The 23283-nt window shown below is 35.7% G+C and carries 19 protein-coding genes; 15 read left to right on the top strand and 4 right to left on the bottom strand.

Going from position 1 to position 23283, the window contains the following annotated elements:
- Positions 1-498 precede the first annotated feature (498 nt).
- Positions 499-1989, top strand: a complete 1491-nt coding sequence (locus IGJ02_RS15745) for a helix-turn-helix domain-containing protein (RefSeq protein WP_430602675.1) — start codon at positions 499-501, stop codon at positions 1987-1989.
- A 346-nt stretch (positions 1990-2335) separates the two neighbouring features.
- Here the strand turns inward: IGJ02_RS15745 and IGJ02_RS15740 are convergent, their stop codons facing one another.
- Positions 2336-3331, bottom strand: coding sequence for a tRNA dihydrouridine synthase (locus IGJ02_RS15740; protein WP_430602674.1), 996 nt, complete (start codon positions 3329-3331; stop codon positions 2336-2338).
- A gap of 223 nt (positions 3332-3554) precedes the next feature.
- Between IGJ02_RS15740 and IGJ02_RS15735 the strand changes: the two genes are divergently transcribed.
- The 3 genes from IGJ02_RS15735 to IGJ02_RS15725 are packed head-to-tail and all read left to right on the top strand — an operon-like array spanning position 3555 to position 5673.
- Positions 3555-3980: a MarR family winged helix-turn-helix transcriptional regulator gene (locus tag IGJ02_RS15735; RefSeq protein ID WP_010762238.1), complete on the top strand. Its 426-nt coding sequence runs from the start codon at positions 3555-3557 to the stop codon at positions 3978-3980.
- 34 nt (positions 3981-4014) lie between these two features.
- On the top strand, positions 4015-5094 hold the full coding sequence (locus tag IGJ02_RS15730; protein ID WP_010762239.1) for an LLM class flavin-dependent oxidoreductase: 1080 nt from the start codon (positions 4015-4017) through the stop codon (positions 5092-5094).
- 12 nt (positions 5095-5106) lie between these two features.
- Entirely contained in the window at positions 5107-5673 is a 567-nt protein-coding gene (locus IGJ02_RS15725; protein ID WP_430602673.1) for an NADPH-dependent FMN reductase, read from the top strand.
- Between the two features lie 23 nt (positions 5674-5696).
- Here the strand turns inward: IGJ02_RS15725 and IGJ02_RS15720 are convergent, their stop codons facing one another.
- Positions 5697-6308: an alpha/beta hydrolase gene (locus IGJ02_RS15720; protein ID WP_430602672.1), complete on the bottom strand. Its 612-nt coding sequence runs from the start codon at positions 6306-6308 to the stop codon at positions 5697-5699.
- A 41-nt stretch (positions 6309-6349) separates the two neighbouring features.
- Between IGJ02_RS15720 and IGJ02_RS15715 the strand changes: the two genes are divergently transcribed.
- The gene (locus IGJ02_RS15715; RefSeq protein WP_430602671.1) at positions 6350-7330 is read left to right on the top strand and encodes a VOC family protein; all 981 of its coding nucleotides are present in this window, start codon (positions 6350-6352) and stop codon (positions 7328-7330) included.
- A gap of 58 nt (positions 7331-7388) precedes the next feature.
- Here IGJ02_RS15715 and IGJ02_RS15710 read toward each other — a convergent pair whose 3' ends face one another.
- Entirely contained in the window at positions 7389-8192 is an 804-nt protein-coding gene (locus IGJ02_RS15710; protein ID WP_430602670.1) for a hypothetical protein, read from the bottom strand.
- A gap of 189 nt (positions 8193-8381) precedes the next feature.
- Between IGJ02_RS15710 and IGJ02_RS15705 the strand changes: the two genes are divergently transcribed.
- The 3 genes from IGJ02_RS15705 to IGJ02_RS15695 all read left to right on the top strand — a co-directional run bounded on the left by IGJ02_RS15705 (position 8382) and on the right by IGJ02_RS15695 (position 10464).
- A complete protein-coding gene (locus IGJ02_RS15705; protein WP_430602669.1) occupies positions 8382-8804 on the top strand; it encodes an Rrf2 family transcriptional regulator in 423 nt (140 codons plus the stop codon).
- Between the two features lie 70 nt (positions 8805-8874).
- Positions 8875-9498: an NAD(P)-dependent oxidoreductase gene (locus tag IGJ02_RS15700; protein ID WP_430602668.1), complete on the top strand. Its 624-nt coding sequence runs from the start codon at positions 8875-8877 to the stop codon at positions 9496-9498.
- Positions 9499-9675: 177 nt separating this feature from the next.
- Entirely contained in the window at positions 9676-10464 is a 789-nt protein-coding gene (locus IGJ02_RS15695; protein WP_430602667.1) for a TraX family protein, read from the top strand.
- A 53-nt stretch (positions 10465-10517) separates the two neighbouring features.
- Here IGJ02_RS15695 and IGJ02_RS15690 read toward each other — a convergent pair whose 3' ends face one another.
- A complete protein-coding gene (locus IGJ02_RS15690) occupies positions 10518-11693 on the bottom strand; it encodes a hypothetical protein (protein WP_010762247.1) in 1176 nt (391 codons plus the stop codon).
- A 182-nt stretch (positions 11694-11875) separates the two neighbouring features.
- Between IGJ02_RS15690 and IGJ02_RS15685 the strand changes: the two genes are divergently transcribed.
- The 7 genes from IGJ02_RS15685 (at position 11876) to IGJ02_RS15655 (ending at position 23271) form a co-directional block, all read left to right on the top strand.
- Positions 11876-13123, top strand: a complete 1248-nt coding sequence (locus tag IGJ02_RS15685) for a competence/damage-inducible protein A (RefSeq protein ID WP_430602666.1) — start codon at positions 11876-11878, stop codon at positions 13121-13123.
- A 107-nt stretch (positions 13124-13230) separates the two neighbouring features.
- Positions 13231-14280: a recombinase RecA gene (recA, locus tag IGJ02_RS15680; RefSeq protein ID WP_010762249.1), complete on the top strand. Its 1050-nt coding sequence runs from the start codon at positions 13231-13233 to the stop codon at positions 14278-14280.
- Between the two features lie 258 nt (positions 14281-14538).
- Positions 14539-16095 carry a ribonuclease Y gene (rny, locus tag IGJ02_RS15675; RefSeq protein WP_010762250.1) on the top strand — a complete coding sequence of 519 codons (1557 nt, stop codon included), beginning with the start codon at positions 14539-14541 and terminating at the stop codon, positions 16093-16095.
- Positions 16096-16266: 171 nt separating this feature from the next.
- On the top strand, positions 16267-17919 hold the full coding sequence (locus tag IGJ02_RS15670; protein ID WP_430602665.1) for a peptide ABC transporter substrate-binding protein: 1653 nt from the start codon (positions 16267-16269) through the stop codon (positions 17917-17919).
- A gap of 662 nt (positions 17920-18581) precedes the next feature.
- Complete coding sequence (locus IGJ02_RS15665; RefSeq protein ID WP_010762252.1) at positions 18582-19742, top strand: tyrosine-type recombinase/integrase; 1161 nt, start codon at positions 18582-18584, stop codon at positions 19740-19742.
- Positions 19743-19990: 248 nt separating this feature from the next.
- Positions 19991-20677 carry a winged helix-turn-helix domain-containing protein gene (locus IGJ02_RS15660; protein ID WP_010762253.1) on the top strand — a complete coding sequence of 229 codons (687 nt, stop codon included), beginning with the start codon at positions 19991-19993 and terminating at the stop codon, positions 20675-20677.
- Between the two features lie 44 nt (positions 20678-20721).
- Complete coding sequence (locus IGJ02_RS15655; RefSeq protein ID WP_430602664.1) at positions 20722-23271, top strand: lectin-like domain-containing protein; 2550 nt, start codon at positions 20722-20724, stop codon at positions 23269-23271.
- Positions 23272-23283: the final 12 nt, after the last annotated feature.

Here is a 23283-nt window from a genome sequence, read left to right as displayed (position 1 = left end):
CTTTAGATAATTCTTTAGAAGAGGCTGCCTATTGTTATATCGACTATCTATTAAATCATGACATTCAGGTAGTTCATCCATGGTTATGGAAAGCGTATTTGAAATTGCATAGTCATGTGAGGAATGGATAAAGAGCACAGTTGTTAGAATAAAAAGTAGTTATTCAATCAAACGAATAATATACTATTTCAGATAAATGCATCAAAATGAATGAGGAAAATAAAAAGCCTTCAATTACTTGAAGGTTTTTTTGTCAGTTTTAAAATCGAATAGCTTAGATTCCTTGTTGAGATAAGTTGTATAGAGAGATTATTATTTTTTTTAGAAAAAATTTTAAAAAAAAAGGATTTTTAAATAAAGAAATGTTGTATCATGATAAATAAGTTTTTCAATAAAGTATTCTTAGAGTGAAAAAAAAGAAATTCGTTTAAAAATCTAATGTGTATATTTAGTATAGTGTGTTTGGAAAATGGATATAATAAAGAAGGTGACTAGAAAATGAGATTATTTTTAGATGATATTTATGATAGAAAAATGAAAATACTTAGCATGATTAACAATAGTAAACAAGAAGTAAGCATTAAAGATATTGTAAATGAAACGGGTTTAGTGTCAAGAACGGTTTCAATGATAGTTAAGCAATTTGAACAAGAGCTGGATGAAGATGTGTTTAAAGTTAACTACACGAATAACATAATTAAAAATGTTTACGCTACGAATATAGATATAAATGCGATAGGACGTAAGTACCTACTACAATCAATAATGTACAAAATCATTGAACAAATATTTCTTTATGAAAAAATTGATGTTAGCAAATTTTGTGAGACAGAGTATATAAGTCAGCCAACTTTTTCAAGGCGTAGAAAAAAATTAAAAAAAATTCTTCAAGAGTGTGGATTAAATCTATCCAGGGAAAATAAAATTATCGGAGAGGAATTACGGATAAGAAATTTTTATTTTCAATTTTTTTCTAAAGCGTCAAACACATGGTTATTTAGGCCACAAGAGTTTCACGAATTAAATGATTACTTTTCTCAAAGAATTGTTGAATGGGAAAACAAAAGTGTGATTCAACAGTATCATATTAGTTTAATTACGTATATTAGTATTGTTCGATCCAAACAACGAAATTTTACGAATAATAAAAAATTAATAGAACTCTCAAAAAAAAGGATAAACTCTCCTAATTTAAAAACGCTATTTGATTATTTCTCAAAAAGTAAAAATAAAACGAATGAACAAATTTGGTCTGAAGCAAGTGCAACATTGTTTATTCTTTATAAGGAAAAAATTTTTAACGACCCTTTAGAAGTAGAGCAGTATGAAATGTTTTTTTCAAAAGAGCACTTTTCTTTCATAGAACATAGTAATATTTTTGTCAAAAAAATTATAAATGCTTTTTTTGATGAATCGACTGATAGATATTTATATTTAAGAGTCAGGCAAGAGATCGATTTATATCATCTGATTGTAAAAACTTGCTTTATCGACTCAAAAAAGTTTGATTATGTTTATGATGAAAGAGTATATACGAACATGGATCAATTTGAAAAAACAATACGAGAAAAAACAATAAGGATTTTTCAGCAGTTAAAAACGACACATTATAGTGAATTTTTTAAACAGATCCCTAAATATATCACAGAAACAGCTTTGATTGATTACATATATTTTTCCATTTACGCATTGTTTGTTGAGTTGAAAAATTCAGAATCTCAGTCTATTAAAATTTTTGTCCAAGATGCAGATATTACTATGAGTAATTTGCTAAAACAAAAAATCAGCTGCTTTTTTGGGAGTAAAGTAAAGTGTGTAGATCGATTAGATTTAAATCCAGATCTTATAATTACAGATACAAATATAGTCTTTGCTGACAAGCAAGTAGAACAAGTTTATATTAATAGGGTATCAGAATTTGATTTTTTGGTAGAAAATATAGAACGAAAGATACTAGAAAAACATAGTAAGGAAAAGAGGGAACTTTAAAATACATAAGAAATGATCATTCATTTTTAAAAGAAATATAGTTCTTTATTGAGCCGTCGATTATTTTGAATTGTTAAATAAGTACAATGCAAGGAAAAAATTTATTTGAAGCGATCAAAATTAAATAGAGCAAGTTAGCTAAGTATGTCTGATAAAGAGAATCGTAAAAATTAAATCAAGTATTATGATTGAACTTTGGACCAACTTATTCTTACTCTATATTTGTTTAATTCTATGCTTATCAAAAGTCCTTAAAGTCTTTTGATAAGCTTTTTTGAATCAATCTATGTAGATAAAAAACACTCTCCATTTCTGAAAAGTGTATGAACTTTCATCATAACAAGAATTAATTCTCTAGTTGCTCGGGCAACGAATCACTTGAGTCATCCATGTAAAATGCCCCCAAAATCTCACGAACTTCATCCGTCGATTTCGTCCCCATCAATTTAACACGCAAATCACTAGCGCCAGGAAATCCCTTCACATAAATCTTAAAGAAACGGTGCAAACCAACGATCGAGCGTGGAACCATTTCTGCATAATGATCCTGTAAATCAAGTTGCATCTCTAATAATCCAAGCAACTCTTTCGGCGAATGCTCTTTTGGTTCTTTTTCAAACGCATATGGATTCTTAAAAATTCCGCGGCCGATCATAATGCCATCTACACCATATTGTTCTGCCAGCTTTAATCCTGTTCGACGATCAGGAATATCACCATTGATTGTAATCAGTGTTTGTGGCGCAATGCGATCACGGATTTCCATGATTTGAGGAATCAAGTCCCAATGGGCATCGACTTTACTCATTTCATTCCGTGTCCGTAAGTGAACAGAAAGATTGGCAATATCCTGCTTTAATAGGTGTGTGATCCAATCCTCCATTTCAGCAATTTCCGCATAGCCGATCCGTGTTTTTACACTAACAGGTAACCCACCAGCTTTGGCTGCTTCAATCAGTTCAGCTGCTACTTCTGGTCGTAAAATAAGACCGCTCCCTTTTCCGCGTCCGGCTACATTAGGGACAGGACACCCCATATTGATGTCGACACCTTTAAAACCCATTTCGGCTAATCCAAGGCTCATCTCTCTAAAGAACTCAGGTTTGTCACCCCAAATATGAGCGACCATCGGCTGTTCATCTTCGGTAAAAACGAGACGTCCACGCACGCTCTCCTTACCATCTGGGTGGCAATAACTATCCGAATTCGTAAATTCAGTAAAAAAGACATCAGGTGCGCCTGCTTCTTTGACAACATGGCGAAAGACAACGTCGGTCACATCTTCCATCGGTGCTAAAATAAAAAAAGGCTTTGGTAGTTCTGCCCAAAAATTATTCATCATTCTATACTCTCCACTCTATTGCTTTCGGTTATGTTCTGAAAAACATACTCATTATACTAATAATACTAGAAAGAATCAAAGGGAAGAACTGTACTTCAGCTAAGGTTAGTGTTAGTCGTAATACAAGTTAAAGATAGAAAGTAAAAATAGTTTGCTTATTTTTAGTAAGTATATTATACTAGCGTTATCAGTTTAGTTCTAAACTAAAGAGAGGTTCAGAAAAATGGAAAAACTATCACTTACAGAAAAAGTAAAATTAAGTTGTTGGATGTCCATCTTGCAGTTTGTTCAAAAGAGTAATCTTCAGTCCAATGAGTTTCTAAAACAATATGACCTAAATGCTTCAAAATTCGATATGCTTCATCAGATTCAGGAAAATCAACCAATCACGCAAAAGGAGCTAGGAGAGAAATTACTTATCTCCAAGGGTGGTGTTTCGCAAATGATCAAACAGTTTGAAGCGGATGGCTGGATCACACGCCAACAGGAGTGGAAGGAAAAATACATTTCCTTGACCGCTAGAGGGCAAGAACAACTAGATAATTGTTTTATTGCCCAAAGTAAGCTGCAAGCATCCGCATTTGATAATTTAACGAAACAAGAAGTCCTTCAATTAGCAAAAATCAGTAAAAAATTGATGAAATCATAACAATAGTTAGAGAATGAAAAAGGAGTGTAGGAAAATGAACAAAAAAATGAACGAAAAATTCGGAATCGATTCTTCAAAAGGCATGGAAATCGGGTTATATTCATTAGGAGATCACGTTAAAAATCCAATGACAGGGAAGCTGATCAGCGAGCAACAACGAATCAATGACATTATCGAAGCGGCAAAATTTGCCGATGAAGCAGGCATCGACGTGTTTGGTGTTGGCGAAAGTCATCAAAGTCATTTTATCGGACAAGCGAACCAAGTGATTTTATCGGCAATCGCAGCGCAAACAAAAGATATTAAGATTTCTAGTTCCGTTACCGTTTTAAGTACCAATGATCCAGTCCGAGTGTATGAAGAATATGCCACGTTAGATTTAATTTCAAATGGTCGCGCTGAAATCGTGGCTGGTCGTGGTTCACGTGTGGGTGTTTATGAACTTCTTGGATTTGATTTAAAAGATTATGAAGAATTGTTTGAAGAAAAAATGCACTTGTTAAAATTATTGAATGAAGCGGCACCAAATGAACGAATGAACTGGGAAGGTGCATTTCGTGCGCCGCTACAAAATGCAGAAATTTTACCTCAACCGCTTCGTGGACAATTACCTGTTTGGCGTGCAGTGGGTGGTCCAGCAGATAGTGCTATCAAGGCTGGATTAGATGGTATTCCAATGATGTTGACGACATTAGCAGGACCTGCACCGATTTTCAAACGGGCAGTGGATGCGTATCGTTTATCTCTGACAGAAGCAGGGTATGATGAAAAAGAATTTCCACTTGCAACAACAAGTTTATTTTATGTTGCAGAGACTGGTAGCCAAGCGCGGAAAGAAATGTATCCATTCTTAAATGCCGGTTGGTCAGCGATTCGTGGTGGAACGTATCCAAAACAACATTTTGCTCAATCACAAGATACCAGAGATACGCTAATGGTTGGAGGCGTCAATGAAATTATCGAGAAGATGCTTTATCAATACGAGTTATACGGACATCAACGTTTTATGGCGCAAATCGATTTTGGCGGTGTGCCGCTTGATCTAGTGAAGAAAAATATTGAATTGATTGCGACCAAAGTGATGCCGGAAGTTAAAAAGTATACCAAAGAATAAGGTGGGATTTTTATGAAAATCGTTGCAATAATCGGATCCGCTTTTGGTAGTAAATCAAGAGTGGCTGTTAATTATACGGTCAATAAAATAAAAGAAGTGCGCAAAGAGGTTGTTGTGGATGTTATTGATTTTTCAGAAATACAATTTCCTTTCGCTGACGGACGGGAATACCTTCAGCATGAAGGCGAAGTTGGGGCAGCCTTGAAAAAAATCATGGAGGCAGATGGCTTGATCATTGGCACGCCGATTTTCCAAGCATCGATGCCAGGAACATTGAAGAATTTGTTTGATATGTTGCCAGTTAACGCTTTCCGAAATAAGGTAGCAGGAATGATCGTCACTGCGGGGTCTGAGAAACATTTTTTGATTCCTGAGCAACAAATCCGTCCTGTACTAAGCTATATGAAAGCTAATTTAGTGCCAAATTATGTGTTTATTACCGATCAAGATATTATTCGCCAAGAAATCAAGAATCCCGATATTGAATTTCGATTGGATCGATTTGTGGATGACTTTTTCTTATTGCTGGATACGTATCAAACAATGATTCAGCAAAAAGAAGCGGCGTATGATTTTTAAAATCATACGCTACTTCTTTTTAATTAAAGAGTTGGTGTTGAGTCATTTATTTCTGCTAACGTTGCTTGAACGTCGTCTAGTTCCTGTGGAGAAAGTTGATGTCCACCGTCTACAAGAAGAAGTTTTACCCAAGTAAATGCTGTTTCGAGTTGGTAAGATAGTTTTAAGACGTCCCCAGCAATGCTTAGCGTGTCTTGGGCACCTGTTGTTAAGATCAGTTTTGTGTCAGCTGAAGCTTGTGTATATTGGTAGATTAAGTTACTTGGATGAAGTAGAATAACTGTATCTGCTATGGTAGGTTGTTGCTCTAAAAGCCCTAAAATAAAATTGGCTCCATTTGAATAGCCGAGAAAGATGATTTCTTCATACTCGTGTGTAACAACCGTTGCCCAATCTTCTGTTAGAAAACTTGAGACCGCTTGATCAAATGCCTCTCTATTTAGTTTCCCGTTTTCTAACGGTGGGAAAAATCGTCTATTTTTATCTGTTCCAATTGAACCTAGATAGCTTAGTAAACTTGCTGCAGGAAACAATTTTGCCACAGTTGTAAGTAACTGATATTCATTTCCACCAGTACCGTGAAAAGCCACAATTAATTGTTTTGAGTCTGCTCCTTTTTGAAAAAAATGCTTCATTAAAAAAACCTCCGATTATGTAATAGAAAGGAAAATAATCTATGCCTGCACGTATTCATCATATTTCGATTATAAACCGTTATATCGAGCCAACATTTAACTTTTATCATAATATACTTGGATTGAAATTACTATTAAAAACGATCAATCAAGATGACCATAAGATGTATCACTTATTTTTTTCAGATGACCGTCAAAGAGTAGGTACAGAACTGACCTTTTTTGAAATCAGAGAAGGTGTAGAGCAGACATTTGGAACGAATACGATTGAACGAACAGTTTTAAAAGTACCAACGGTGGAATCTCTTGATTTTTGGCAAGTCTATTTGGAAGAAAAGGGGATTTGTCAATATGGGATCGAGCTGTTTAATGGGCGACCGATTCTTCGATTTGAGGCACCAGATAATACGCAACTAGCCTTAACGCCACTAAGATCATTTGAGAACATAGAAGATTATTTTCCCTACGTACAAGAGACTGTTCCAGCTGAACATGCTATTTTAGGCATTGATGCAATTCAGTTGAGAGTTCAATATGCAGACGCTAGTGAAAAAGAATTATTGACCCTAGACTGGCAAGTGAAAGCTCAAACATCATTTTTTACGAGTGATAATCAAGTGACGATATTGGAAAATCAAGATGATCGATTTTATCAAGAAGTCCATATTATTCAAGATCGAATAAATCCAATTGCCGAACCGGGGATTGGCGGCGTTCATCATGTTGCGTTTGGCGTACATTCTATTGAACGTTTAAGAGAAGTCGACCAAGCGTTAGAGAAGCGGAATTTTATCAATTCCGGCATTAAAAATAGAGAGTTTTTCCAATCGCTTTATTATCGTGAACCAAATCAATTACTGTTTGAGGTAGCGACAGAAGAGGGTCATTTATCATCTGAAGCTTATGCAAATCAAAGCCATGATTTTCAAAAAATCCCACTATATCTTCCAAATTATTTAAATGATCAACGTGAGAAGATCGAACAACTATTGAGCGTCCAAAAACATACTGATAGTAAATGATAGAAAAACTAGGAGCCATGTCTTTTATTGGGTTAAAGACATGGCTCCTAGTTTTTTATTAAACAACTGTCCATTCATTAAGTGTTTTACCGTTGGCATCGACGAGTTCTAGCCAGCTATTTGTTCCGCCAAAATACAAAAACAAGCCCACTTCATTGACACTTTTTAAAATGATATCTTCAGTTGTAACGAAATTTTTCACTTTATCTTGATGATCTTCTCGAATTCTTTGTCCCATTTTTGCGGAAAATCCTAGAGAGCCATCTTTATTAAGTGGCGGTTCTGCCATCATTGTTGCGCCAGCTTTTAGAAGCATTTCATTACGCTTATGCCAAAGTGCGGTGGCTTTGCTTTCCCTAGTATCGATAGAAAATTCAATTTGGCTGACTTCCTTTGTCCACTTGTGACGCGCTTTTGCAGGTTTTGACTTGGCTTTTTTAGGTTCCTCATGATGTTTTAGGTGATAACCAAATGTTTCAAGTACCAAAAGAACTTGGTCTTTATAAGCTGTGACTGTTTTTTCATAACTTGTTGGAATTTTTGTTTCTAGCTCAGGTATAGTAGCAAGTTTGATGTCGTTCTCAATTGCTTCTGTGATGAATTGTTGGACTAAATAGTTTAGCTCGATGTCCCATGATGGAGCGATCGTGATGATTTTATTAAAATCTAATTCGCTTTTGAATGTGCCTACGGAAGATTTTCCTATTGAAGTAATGATGTTATTTTTTAGTAAAATATAAACTACAGGTCGATCTAGTGTGATTGATTCGCTGTTGTCCAATATATTAATAACGTCTTGGTGGTCATTAAATGCAATGGTTGTTTTGTTCTCTGCGATAAGGACAGATAATTTGATTTCCATGTTAAGCTCCTTTAGAAACTAGATTTATAGGTAGTATTTATTTTCTTTATTGAAGTATTACTTATGTTTGATTTTAGCATGAAAATAAAAATAAATCTTTTGACAGAAGTTTATCCATTGACAATTTTAAATAATCGCAGTATGATTTAAATGTAACTTAATTTGTTACTAAGAGTTGGAGTGATAGACATGGCCATGTCGACGAAATTAAGTGTCGCAATCCACATTCTCAGTTTGATTGAGATCGGGCCACCCGATCGTGTCAATTCTGAATTGATTGCATCAAGTGTAAATACTAATCCGGTTGTCGTCAGAAGGTTGATGAGTAAGCTAAAAAAAGCTGGACTTATCCACACAAGCAGAGGCGCAACTCAAACCTATTTGTTGAAAAAACCAGAAGATATTTCTCTGTATGATGTTTATGAAGCGGTCGAGTTAGATCATGAAGTATTCAACATTCATCAAAATCCTAATCCGAACTGCCTTGTTGGAGCGAATATCCAATCTGCTTTAGAAGAACAATATAGTAGAGTGCAGCAAAGCATGGAAGCCGAATTAAAAGAAATTGCCTTAGCTGATGTGATTCATCAAATTAAGCAACAAGAGACTTAAACGTGTCTCTTCTCTTTTTAAGAGTAAATGTAACAAAAAAAGTTTCATTATAAGAAAGGAAGAATAAAACATGAAAGTAGCAATTTTAGGAGCAAACGGTAAAGCAGGTTCAGCAATTTTGAAAGAAGCAAAAAAACGAGGACTAGATGTGACAGCCATCGTTCGTAATGCTGCCAAAATCACAGATGGTACGCCTGTCATTGAAAAAGACGTATATAAGTTAACAACAGACGATATAAAAGACTTTGATGTTTTGGTCAGCGCTTTAGGATTCTGGGGTGATGTGAGCGAATTTTCTGGCTCCACACAACATTTGATCGACATTTTAACGAATCAAACAACACGTTTGTTCGTTGTCGGTGGCGCTGGAAGTTTATTTGTAAATCCAGAACACACTGTACGTTTAAGTGAAACACCAGATTTTCCAGAAGCATTTAAACCATTAGCGACTGCAATGGGTAAAGGGTTAGAGTTGTTAGAAGATGCAAAAAATGTTAATTGGACGTATATTAGCCCAGCTGCAGAATTTGATGCAGAAGGGGTAGAAACTGGTAAATATGTTACGGCTGGCGAAGAGTTAGAAGTAGATAGCGAGGGTAAAAGCTATATCTCATACGCTGATTATGCGATTGCAATGGTAGATGAAATTGAGAAAAATGCACATCCAAACCAACGTTTTAGTGTTCATCAATAGAAAAATATTTGAGAAGTTAAGACAAAGCTGTGAAAGGTTTTGTTTTAACTGCTTTTTTATTTTGAACCGAAATTCCCTGAATGACAAAATTGATAGATTCCTGCAAGATGATTCTAAGGTAAAAAAAGATCCTTTATTTTATAATACGTTAGGTTCATAAGTGAGGAGTGTATAATAATGGATAATTTAACAACAAGTAAGTTTAAGGGGTTTACGACTTTTGATTTAAAAATAATGGGGATCGTTCTGATGTTTATCGATCATATCCATCAAATGTTTGTTCCAATGGGTGCACCGAATTGGTTGGATTGGTTTGGCCGGCCGGTTGCGACACTTTTTTTCTTTGTCAGTGTGGTTGGATTTAGTCACACAAGAAGCAAGGAAAAATACATGCTGCGTTTGTATTTAGGTATGGTCATCATGACATTGGGAAGCTTTGCTTTACAGAAGATTGTTGGATATGAAGAAGTTCAGCTGATGAATAATATTTTTCGTGACCTTTTAGTCGGAGCAATAATGATGTATGGAATCGATAAAATTTCTGAAGGTCGTTCAAGTAAAAAAATTGTGAAAATTTTAGTAGGGATTGCTATTATACTATTTCCAATCATCTCTTCGGGAATTTTAATGTCGCTTATGTCAAATCCAAGCACGATCATGGCAGCTGTCTGGGGTGCTAATTTTATTCCAGCATTACTGTTTGCAGAAAATAGTGTGATGGTGTTGTTGATTCCGTTGATGTATTTGGCAAAAAATCAGCGTTGGTTGCAATGTGTGCTGATAGCTTCAGTAGCAGTGATGTTCTTTTTCCAAGGGTCAACACAATGGATGATGATTTTTGCCGTGATTCCTATTATGTTGTTTAATGGTGAAAAAGGAAGAGGAATGAAGAATTTCTTTTATTTCTTCTATCCGTTGCATATTTGGATTTTGTATTTGATTTCAGCTTATATGTTTATGCATTGATAGAGAAAAAAATAGGCACTTCCAATCGTAGGAAGGCCTATTTTTTCTATAATTTAATAGCATTTAGAGCAAGGTGTTAGACCGCGTGCTTGTGCCTCTTCTAGTGTTGCAGGAGTGTAGGTTCCATTGCCGCACTTGCGATTATGATATTTTTCTCCCGTCCGAGTAACTAGGACCATTTCTCCAGTTCCTTGTGTATCGGGTGCAGGAGTTTCTGGTGTTTGAGCGGCAGTAGCTTGTGCTTGTTGTTGTTCTGCAGCAGCTTTTTGGGCGTCTTGCTCCGCTTTCTTTTGTGCTTCAGCCACTTTTTTTGCTTCTTCTTTTTGAGCTGTAAGTGTTTGTTTTACACTGTTGGCTCGATTTGTTAATTCAGCATTGCCATTTGGCAGTTCTTTGATTCTCGCGATTGCTTGGTTGTAATGATCGTCTGTCGGTTCTTGTTCGGCTTTCTCTACAGCTTCACGAGCCGAGGCGATTTGTTTTTCTGTCTTTTCTTTTTCTGTAATTTTTTGTTGAACAGTTGTTAAACGCTTTAGTAAAGAGTCTTTATTTAGAGTTGCTTTTGCTACTAAGGCAGTTGCTGAATCGACCTGTTCTTTTGTTTGTTTTGTTTCCGCCAGTTCAACAGCCTCGTAAATCGGTACATTTTCTTTTACGATTGCTAAACGTTTTGTGAAGTCTTCTTTTTCCTTTGTTAATGAAGTGATGCGTGTTGCAGCTTCATCGTAATTTTTTTGCGTAGGCTTACTTTCGGCTAAAACTAAAGCAGTTTCCGCTTTTTTCAGGGTTTCTTGATCTTGTTTTTCTTCATTTAAAAAAGCAACGAACGCCTTTGATGGTTTGACTTCGATTGTTTCGGCTTTGTCCTTATCACCGATGGAAGCTACAAATGTTAGTTTTTGAGGTTGATTATCTTTTAAGGTAACTTTATAAGAAAATTCACCGTTTTTTGTTTCGATTTTTTCTCCATCCAGCGTGATTTTACTTTGATCATTCGTTTTTCCTTCAATGATTGCGGTTCCTTGATTGTTTGTTTCTATTGTTTTATCGGTGAGGGCAATATGTGGCGATGATGTAGGTGTTAAAGCTGCACCAATCATTACGGCAAAACTAGCCCCAGTTAAAATTAAAGCCTTCTTTTTCGGTTGTTTTTTGAAAACTGCTTTTAATGAGAGAAATCCTCCAATTACTATACCTAAAAAACTTAATAATCCAATAAGTGCTGTCATTTTGATATGTATCCTCCTTTTTTTATCAATATACAAATTGTATCATATTATTATATAAATGATAATTATTTTCCTGTTTTAAACTATAAAGTAAATAAAGCCGTTTCATAGTAACAAAAAAATTTCCTGTGATAAAATGAAATCAGAATCGTTTACGTATCTTATTAGAGAAGAGGAGAAAAATGAAAGCTGAGATCATTGCAGTTGGTACAGAGTTGTTACTAGGACAAGTCGTCAATACAAATGCGACGTTTCTATCAAAAGAATTAGCAGATTTAGGAATCGAGGTGTATTATCATACCGTTGTAGGAGACAATCCGCAGCGTCTAGAGCAATTGTTGGGTGAAGCTGAGGATCGTAGTGATTTGATCGTGTTGTGCGGCGGATTAGGGCCGACAGATGATGATTTGACCAAAGATACTGTGGCTGAACATATCCAACATGCTTTAGTTCAGGATGAGTTGGCACTTACTCGTCTTCATGAATTTTTTGAGTTTTCAAAAAACAAAATGACCGAAAACAATTTAAGGCAGACTTTGATGATCGAAGGAGGAATCGCTGTTCAAAATCCTACAGGGTTGGCAGTGGGAACATTGATCACTGAAAACGAGACGACTTATTTGTTATTACCGGGACCTCCCAATGAGTTGAAGCCTATGTTTCAGCAACATGCTCGTCCATTATTAGAAGAACTTTTCCCGCAAGCAGACCAATTGATGTCTAGAGTTCTGAGATTTTATGGGATTGGTGAATCACAATTAGTGACAGAATTAAAAGAATTGATCGACACTCAAACAAACCCGACGATCGCACCATATGCCAAACCAAATGAAGTAACATTACGCTTAACAGCTAAGATTTCGGATGAAACAGAAGGTAAGAAGTTATTAGACAATCTGGAAGCAACAGTCATGAATAAAGTTGGCGAGTATTTCTATGGATATGGTGATGAGAACAGTTTAGTAAAAGTCACAGTTGAGGCATTAAAGAAAGCTGGGAAAACGGTAACGGCTGCAGAAAGTCTGACAGCAGGCCTTTTTCAAAGTACTTTGGGAGATATATCAGGTGTTTCGAAAGTATTTAAAGGCGGATTCGTCACTTATTCTGCTGAGACAAAAGCACGATTTTTAGGTATCGATCCTCTATTGCTTGAAAAGGAAGGGACAGTTAGCGAGGCTTGTGCAATCGCGATGGCCGAACAAGCAAGAAAATTAGCAGATGCAGATTTTGCAGTATCATTTACAGGTGTAGCAGGCCCAGATGAATTAGAAAGGCAACCTGCTGGAACCGTCTGGATTGGTTTAGCAGAAAAAGGTCAGCCGACGATTGCTGTACTCCAGCATTTTAATCGTGATCGAAGTTATATTCGCCAAAGCGCTGTAATGAAAGGATTAGACCTGATTCGAAGAGCAGTTGATAAGAAAAAATAAAAAGGCGAATGTTTGTTCGTTTTTCTCTTGCTTTTTTTAAATAAACCAGTTATGATATATTTATTGAAAAGGAATTTAAATCGTTTATATATAAGGAGGATTATCGATTGGCAGATGATCGTAAAGTGGCCTTAGATGCCGCACTAAAAAAAATCGAAAAGAACTTTGGTAAAGGTTCAGTAATGAAATTAGGGGAAAAGATCGATCAACAAATCTCGACTATTCCTAGTGGTTCACTGGCCTTGGATGTTGCATTGGGTGTCGGCGGATATCCTCGTGGACGGATTGTAGAAGTCTATGGACCAGAAAGTTCTGGTAAGACAACTGTTGCATTGCACGCAATTGCTTCTGTACAACAACAAGGCGGAACAGCTGCATTTATCGATGCAGAGCATGCATTAGATCCTCAATATGCACAAGCATTAGGTGTAAATATCGATGAATTACTTCTTTCACAACCAGATACTGGTGAACAAGGATTAGAAATTGCTGATGCATTAGTTTCCAGTGGTGCGATTGATATCGTTGTTATTGACTCTGTAGCGGCGCTAGTACCTCGTGCAGAGATCGATGGCGAAATGGGTGCAAGTCACGTTGGTTTGCAAGCACGTTTAATGTCACAGGCCTTACGTAAGCTTTCAGGTTCGATTAATAAGACGAAGACGATTGCGATTTTTATTAATCAAATTCGTGAAAAAGTCGGCGTAATGTTCGGTAATCCTGAAACAACACCTGGTGGTCGTGCCTTAAAGTTCTATGCAACTGTTCGTTTGGAAGTAAGACGCGCAGAACAATTGAAGCAAGGAACAGATATTATCGGTAACCGTACAAAAATTAAGGTTGTCAAAAACAAAGTAGCACCACCATTTAAAGTCGCTGAAGTAGATATCATGTACGGCCAAGGGATTTCTCAAGAAGGAGAATTACTTGATATGGCTGTCGAAAAAGATATTGTCGATAAGAGCGGAGCTTGGTATAGCTATAAAGAAGAACGTATCGGTCAAGGCCGCGAGAACGTTAAAGTCTATATGACGGAACATCCAGAAATGGTTGAAGAAGTCTCAAAACGTGTTCGTGATGCATTTGGTATTGGTGATGGAACGGCTATTGTTGAGGAAGAACAAGCACAAGAAGAACTTCCACTTGACGAAGAATAATATAGAGTACAAAGTAAACCAATGAGAGCTGTCAAAAGCATTTCATTGGTTTGTTTTTTTGTGTATCGCAAATTCTTTTTCCCATTGAAGACCTTTCAGCGGGAAAGGGCTTTTTTAAGTTGACACACTGGTGTACAAACATTAGAATAAAGTTGTGTGCAAAACACGTATGCAAGTAGGCATATTGATAATTGATTATAGTTTATCAGAAAACTACATGAATATTGAAAAATTGAAGATAGTACGGAGGTGGAAACAATGGTTTTAGGAATTCTCCTCGCTATCATCGGTTTAGTTGTCGGTCTTGGTTTAGGGTTAGTCGTTGCAAAATCACGTCATGAAAAGGCTATAGATGGTGCAAAGTCCTCTGCAGAAGGTATAATTGAAAGTGCCAGTAAAGAAGCAGAGACTCTGAAAAAAGAAGCTTTATTAAAAGCTATGGAAGAAAACCAGAAGTATCGGTCAGAAATTGAAAGTGAGTTGAAAGAAAGCAAAGTAGAACTTAAATCTCAAGAAAATCGTTTATTACAAAGAGAACAAACGTTAGATCGTAAAGATGATTCTCTTGAAAAACGTGAAAACTCACTGGAAGAAAAAGAAGAGAAACTTGGTGCTAGACAGCAATTAATTGATGAGCGAGAAAAAGATGTAGAGAAACTAGTTGAAAAGCAACACCAAGAAATAGAACGTATTGCTTCACTATCTAAAGATGAAGCAAAAGATATTATCATGAAATCAACAGAAGAAGAATTAAGTCATGAATTAACAGTAATGGTTAAAGAGTCCGAACAACGGGCTAAAGAAGAGTCAGATCGGAAAGCCAAAAATTTACTTTCTCTGGCGATTCAACGCTGTGCTGCGGATTCAGTTTCCGAAACAACTGTCTCTGTTGTTAGTTTACCAAACGATGAGATGAAAGGAAGAATCATTGGCCGTGAAGGTCGTAACATTCGTACATTAGAAACCTTAACAGGAATCGACTTGATTATTGATGATACGCCGGAAGCTGTGGTACTTTCAGGATTTGATCCGATTCGTAGAGAAATCGCTCGTATGACTCTTGAAAAATTGATTCAAGATGGACGGATTCACCCAGCTCGTATTGAGGAAATGGTTGAAAAATCTCGTAAAGAAATGGATGAACGTATTCGCGAATACGGTGAACAAGCAGCTTTTGAAGTTGGTGCGCACACATTACATCCAGATTTGATCAAGATTTTAGGTCGTTTACGTTTCCGTACAAGTTATGGTCAAAACGTATTGAACCACTCAATTGAAGTAGCTAAATTAACTGGTGTCTTAGCCGCAGAAATAGGCGAAGATATCCAATTAGCAAAACGTGCCGGATTATTACATGATATCGGTAAAGCGCTGGATCATGAAATCGAGGGCTCGCATGTTGAGATCGGTGCAGAATTAGCTGCTAAATACAAAGAAAATTCAACAGTTATCAATGCTATTGCATCCCATCATGGCGATGTAGAAGCAACCTCTGTTATTTCTGTATTGGTTGCTGCAGCAGATGCGTTATCAGCTGCTAGACCTGGCGCTCGCAGCGAGTCAATGGAAAATTATATTCGACGCTTAGAAAACTTAGAAAATATTTCTAATGGATTTGAAGGAGTTGAATCTAGTTTTGCCGTACAAGCTGGACGTGAAGTTCGCGTAATGGTCAAACCAGATGAAATCACAGATTTAGAAGCTGTTCGTTTAGTTAGAGATATTCGTAAGAAGATCGAAGACGACCTAGATTACCCAGGACACATTAAAGTGACAGTTATCCGGGAAACTCGTGCAGTAGATTATGCGAAATAAGTAAATATTACTTGGAAAGAAGCAAAGCCGTTAGGTATTTTGCTTCTTTTTTTATTATAATTAGAAAAAATTCAGAATATTTTTACTAAACCAGTTGTAATATTTTAATTATCATAGCCTCGTAAATCTGATATATTCTTTATAGATTTTATTAAAATGGGGGTTTTTTATATGAAATTAAAGAAAATTGCCTTACTAGGCTTGGTTACGGTATCAAGTATTGCCCTAGTTGCTTGCGGCGGAAATTCTAAAAATGCTGACAGCGGATCTGGCAGTAATGAAAATGTATTTAGATTCATTGAAAGACAAGAAATGCCAAGTGCGGATCCTTCACTTGCAACAGATGAAGTAAGCTTTGTTGCATTAAACAATGTTTATGAAGGAATTTATCGACTAGATAAAGATAGCAAACCACAACCTGCTGGAGCAGCTGAAATGGCTACAGTTAGCGAAGATGGTTTAACCTACAAAATTAAATTAAGAGAAGATGCGAAATGGACAGATGATAAACCTGTAACAGCGGCAGATTTTGTTTATGGTTGGCAGAGAACAGTTGATCCTGCGACAGGATCAGAATACGCATATATGTTTAACTCTGTAAAAAATGCTGAAAAAATTTCTAAAGGCGAAATGAAAAAAGAAGATCTTGGGATCAAAGCACTTGGTGATTACGAATTAGAAATCACATTAGAAAAAGCTACACCGTACTTTGATTACTTATTAGCTTTCCCATCATTTTTACCGCAAAGACAAGATATTGCTGAGAAATATGGCAAAGACTACACAACAGCGAGTGATAAAGCAGTTTATAATGGACCATTCACGTTAACTGATTTTGATGGACCTGGAACTGATACAAGCTGGTCTTACACGAAAAATGATAAATACTGGGATAAAGATACAGTAAAATTAGATAAAGTTGCAATCGATGTTGTAAAAGAAGCGCCAACGTCATTGAACCTATTCCAAGATGGACAAGCAGATGAAGTTCCATTGTCTGGTGAATTGGCGCAACAAATGAAAAATGAACCAAACTATATTGTGTTAAAAGGTGCGTCAACTTTCTATCTTGAACCAAATCAAAGAGAAGAAAACTCACCCTATCGTAACGTGAATTTACGTAAAGCAATATCATATGCGATCGATCGCAAAGCGTTAGTTGAACAAATTTTGGCAAACGGTTCAGCAGTTCCTACGGGGTTAGTTCCAGAAGGTCTAGCGACTGATCCTAAAACAGATGAAGACTTTGCCAAAGAATCAGGTGACGAAGTTGTTTACGATGTTAATAAAGCCAAAGAATCATGGAAAAAAGCCAAAGATGAATTAGGTGTTTCTACATTATCAGTAGATTTATTGATTGATGATACGGATAATGCGAAGAAAATGGCTGAATATCTTCAAGGTTCATTATCGGATACATTAGACGGATTAAAAGTATCTGTTAGTCCAGTGCCATTCTCTGTTCGTCTAGATCGTTCTAATAAAGGAGACTTCCAAATCTCCGTTAGCGCTTGGGGTGCAGACTATGCGGATCCAAGTAGTTTCTTAGATTTATTTACAACGGGTAATTCTTATAATAGAGGACACTATTCAAATCCTGAATATGATAAATTAGTAGAAAGTGCTGCAACGACGAACGCAAATAATCCTGAAGCGCGTTGGAAAGACATGCTGGATGCAGAAAAAGTATTAATGGATGATATGGGCGTTATCCCGTTGTATCAAAAAGCTGAAGCACATCTTCGTTCTGATAAGGTCAAAGATATTGTCTACCACTCAACTGGTGCAAAATATGACTTTAAATGGGCATATATTGAAGAATAATTAGTCGGAAAATAGAATGTTATTCTGTTGAAAGAGATGAGAGCAACTTATAAAGTTGTTTTCTCATCTCTTTTTTAGTTTATAGTATCTAGGAAATAATGAATAGTAAGAGTTAAACATTGAGGAAATCTAAAAGTGAGTAAGAAAACAACGTGTTTTGATTCGAAAAAGAAAGAAGGAATTGTTAGTTTTACACTATTTATACAGATAAATAACCCGAAATAAAACTGAATCTTCGTTTTATTTCGGGTTATATTGATTCTCATATAAAAAAGGATAAATTTCCCAAAAAAATTCTGGAAATAAATAGTAATGTAATTTATATGCGTTAAAATAGGTACGCAGGGTATAAAATCAGTTTCAAAAATATATTTATTTAAGATATTTTTGATGGAATTTCTTTATTGTTTGACAATATAGAATGAAATATAAATAGAAAATAATTATTTCTATTACATCTACGATTCTAATGTTAAAACGCAAGTAAGTCAATGGGAGGATAAACTTATTATTTTCATTTTTTTAAAAAATATTTTAAAAATTAGAGAATTATTAATAATTATTTGTATTATTTATATGCAAAACACTGATTAAACAGGCTTTAAAGAGGGTTCTAAAAATAAGCCGTCAAAAATACCGTCAAAAACTTGGAGGAAATCAATATGTCGAAAAAAGGAGAAAATATTTATAAACGAAAAGACGGACGTTGGGAAGGACGTTATATTAAAAATCGTACTCCTGACGGGAAAATTCAATACGGCTATGTTTATGGGAAAAAATATACTGAGGTTAAAGAACGTCTGATCGTTTTGAAAGCAAAATATACTGGCAAACAAAATTCACAAAATATTTATTATGGTGATTTCCCAGATTGGCTATTATTCTGGAGAGAAAAATATTTAAAAAAAATGGTAAAACAAACTACATTTTCTGTTTATTCAGGTGTTATCAATAATTACCTTTTAATGTATTTTAATAAAAAAAGATTAACAAAAATAAATTCTATAGATATTCAAGAATTCATTGAGTACTTGGAAAATTTAGACTTGTCTTCAGGATATATAAGGAATATTTTTCATATTTTAAAAATTTGTTTGCGTGAAGCGGAAAAGCAAGGATACATCAATCAGAATCCTTGTTTAGGGATCACATTGCCGAAAACAAAAATAAAACCTGTACATGCGTTAACCATTAAAGAGCAACGTAAGCTTGAGTTGGCGGCATTTCAATCAAAAAGTTGTTCACCTATAATTTTAGCTTTGTATTCAGGAATGAGGATAGGTGAAATAAGTGGATTAAAGTGGAGTGATATTGACTTTGAAACAGAAACAATCCATGTTCAGCGAACGGTTTACAGAATTAGTAAGTCCACAGGTGATAAAATGAAAACGCAACTCGTTGAAGGAACACCAAAAACAGAGAGCTCAAGAAGAATTATTCCACTATCACAAAATTTAAAAAAATATTTATTAGATAAAAAAAAGGAAATGAACTGTGAATATGTTATTGCTGACAAAGGACGAATATCAGAGCCAAGACTGATCAATTATCGTTTTAAACGCTTGCTTTGTATAGCTGGATTAGAGAATATACATTTTCATTCATTGCGCCACACTTTTGCTACTCGTTGCTTGGAAAATGGTGCCGATATTACAAGTTTAAGTCGTTTACTAGGACATACATCAGTGAAAATGACGTTGGATACATATACAGATTCTATGTTGGAAAATAGACGAGCGGCTATTTCCGCAGTTGATTATTTACTATCTTCCTCTTCACAAAACTTTATTGAAAAGCAAAAATTAGAAAAAATCGTAGGGTGATTCCTACGATTTTTTTGTTTTATGCGCCGTCAGTAAAATCGTCAACGGATAGATAAATCAAGTAATATCAGTCTGCATTAGGCTTTATCTATATTGTCAAACAATAAAGATAAAGGAAATAGACTATAGGTATTGTACAGCTAAAAATAGATTTTTGGTAAAAAATAGCTTGGAAATCACTTGTAAAAGAAAAAATCAAGGTAAATATAGGTTAAGAACCCTCAATAGTTGGAAGGAGAGGAACAGATATGTATCACATAGGCTATGTAAAATTAGCAGAAATAAATGAAGAAAAATACATACATTCAATCGAAAAGGAATGTTCGGTTGAAAAAATCGATCAAAATATATCAGCGCAACAGTTAGAAAAGATAGACGGTCTCATCATTTTTATCGAAAACGATGAGACGATTTGTGCTACAAGCGAAATCATTTTAAAAATAAAAGAGCGGTCGAATACGCTTATTTGGATTGTTGCACAAAAAATGAATACTATCAGCAAAGTTGTTTTTCTCCAATTAGGTGCGGATGGAAACTTTGATGATGAGCAATCTCTAGATATCTTTCGTTTAACTATGATCAATGCGTTGAAAAGAAAACGAATAGACCAACAAGAATTATCATCGACAAAAGATGAAGAAACAACATCATTTACTTTAGATAATAGAAACCAAGTTATGAAGATTGCAGGAAAGCCAACTACTCCGCTAACCAATTTAGAGTATAGAACAATACAAGTTCTTGCAGATAACATAGGAAATACTGTAACGTATGCAGAAATTTATGAAGCAGTCTGGCACAAAAAATATACAGACGAAAAATATAAGATCGCTAATGTTATGTTCCATATTAGAGGAAAAATAGAAGAAGATACTTCAAATCCAATCTACATAAAAACGGTACGATCAAGAGGTTATTTACTTTGTAAAACATAAGGAAAAACGTTTTACTTCATTTGGTGAAAGGGGACAACTAAAAAATGAAAAGAAGAACAATAGTATTTGTTTGGATTGTAGCATGTATTTCAGTAATTGGCATTTTTTTTACGATAAAATCATTTTCTCCAATCAAAGCAGCGGAGCAACCAAATGATCAAATCAAAATCGATTCATTTGCTGAAGCGGACTTGGATCAAGCCACTGTAGTCTTAACGATCGGAGATACTAAAAAACAAAATGTAATACTGCAAACAGAAGGAATCCAAGAAGTTGACAAAAAGTTAATAAGCAGTGGAATTGATTCAGGCTTTGACGGGAAAATTACTGTAGAAGAAACAGAAGCCAAAAATCGTAAAAAGTTACGCATTGAGAATGGCACCAAACCACTGATTTTATCGTTCCCCGTAAAAAAAGAAAAAGCTAGCACACAGGGAAAGATTCGTTTAATGGGAGATGCTCAAGAAAATGTAGCAGAAAAAAGTATTGCCTTTGCTGAAGCATCAAAAGTTAACGAATCCATAGAAACTGAAGATTTAAATACGCCGCCAACGAAACAGTCTAGAGCATTGACAAGAGATGCCACAACACCGCCCGTTGATAGCTTACCGTTATTAGAAGTTTTTCGAGCACCGATAGGAACAGGGCCGGAATTGATCAATGATGGAAAAGTCCTACGGGTCACAAAAAATACAGGTAGCCAAATTGGTGCGATCTGGTCACAAAAAAAAATAAATCTAAAAAAAGATTTTCACCTTAAATCTTATTTATATCTAGGCAATCAAGGAGCAAAAGCTGGAGATGGGATTACGTTTACCTTGCAAAATGATCCTAGAATGGCGACATCACCGACATCAGTTATTGGTTCTTCTGGAATGGGATTGGGTGCTTATTATGGCGGACGTTCTGGAAATCCATATGTTCAAAGAGGTTTATCAATCGAGTTCGATACTTATTTTAATAATGGCTCAAGTAATCGCATGGACCGAGAAGTTGGTGAGAATGGTAAAAAGGGACACGTTGCCTTTGTTACACCTAGTACACAAAATAATAGCTATACAGGTCAGCATCATAGTTGGATTTTATCACCTGAGTATTTATCTAACGATACATGGCGAACGCTGGATGTATTATGGGATTCTGCCACTCAAACTTTGTCTTATACTCTATCTGGAGTAGGTTCAGATTCGTATAGAATTCCTGATTTAAATGCAAAATTTGGTGGTACAGAAGTTTATTGGGGCTTTACCGGATCGACAGGTGGATCATATGAAGAAAATGCAATAGCTATCACACAACTACCAGGTGACGTCGAGCAAACGGCACAGATAGAAAATCTTACACAAAATAGTCAAGCGCAAGAAACGATAGCTGCTAAAAAAAATGATACGTTAAAACTGAAGGATACGATCGTTTTTGATGGAAACAGCATCATGAGTACAGACGGAACAAAAATGAGGGTCAATTTAGCCGAAGGTTTAAGCTACAAAGCGGACTCTTTGGTATTAGATGGTGTAAAAATACCAGAAAGCTCTATTCAGCAGGTAAACAATCAGTTGATTCTTTCTAACCTTTCATTTTCACGTGCAGATTTTCCGTATGAATTAAGTCTAGAGGCAACAGTCACAAGTAATGAAAGCGATGTTCAATTAAAGTCTACATTTGACTATCTTTCTTCAGCGGATGAAGTGGTCTCCTCATCAAATCCCGTTGTTGCAAATATTCCGTTAGTAAAAGGAACGGTGACAATTCATTATGTCGATGAAAACAAAGTTGACTTGGCAACACCTAAAATAATAAACCAAAAAGTCGGTACATCGTATGATGAAACGCCTATTACAATCGCTGATTACCTATATGATCGAACAGAAGGAAATGCATCTGGCACAGTTCAAGAAACCGCACAGGATGTTTACTTCTATTACAAAAAAGCGAAAGCAAACCTGACCGTTCAATTTCTAGACGAATCAGGAGCTGAACTTCACGATGCAATTGTAAAAGAAAAAACGATTGGTGAAAAAATTGATTTGACGAAAGATCAAGATGTAAAAGACGCGATCACGAATGTCTTGGCTAAACGATATTTGCTAGAAAACTCAGGACGTCCCACTAATGAGACGACAGTTCAAATCAGTGCTGATGGAGCGAAAGCCACATACACATTTCAAGGAACCTTATCAATTTACTCAGGACCCACAGAAATTAATTTTGGTAGTCATGAGGTCAGTTGGAAAGGGACAAAAGATGCGAACCCAACGTATGATCAACCCTTGATTATTTGGGATAATCGTAAAACCCTTGATAATTGGAAACTATCCGTCAAGTTAGAAGATGAATTAAGTATGCCAAACAATCCTGAACATGTGCTGAATGGCGTGTTGAGTTATCAAACAGCAACAGACAAAAAAACACTATCTGTCGATGCCCAAGAAGTATTACAAACAAAACACGAAGCATCAGGACAATATAACGTTTCAAACAAAACATGGGGACCTGATAAACAAGGCCTTCGCTTAGATGTACCTTCTGGAGCAGTAAAATTGATTGGTGATTATGAAACAACTTTGATTTGGCGAGTAGAAGAAGCATATTAAATATTGGAGGAA

Origin of the sequence: Enterococcus sp. DIV0724b, from assembly GCF_050531475.1 — a bacterium.
Lineage (GTDB): Bacteria > Bacillota > Bacilli > Lactobacillales > Enterococcaceae > Enterococcus_L > Enterococcus_L haemoperoxidus.
Note: the sequence above shows the minus strand (reverse complement) of the source record. Positions and strands in the feature narration are given on the sequence as shown.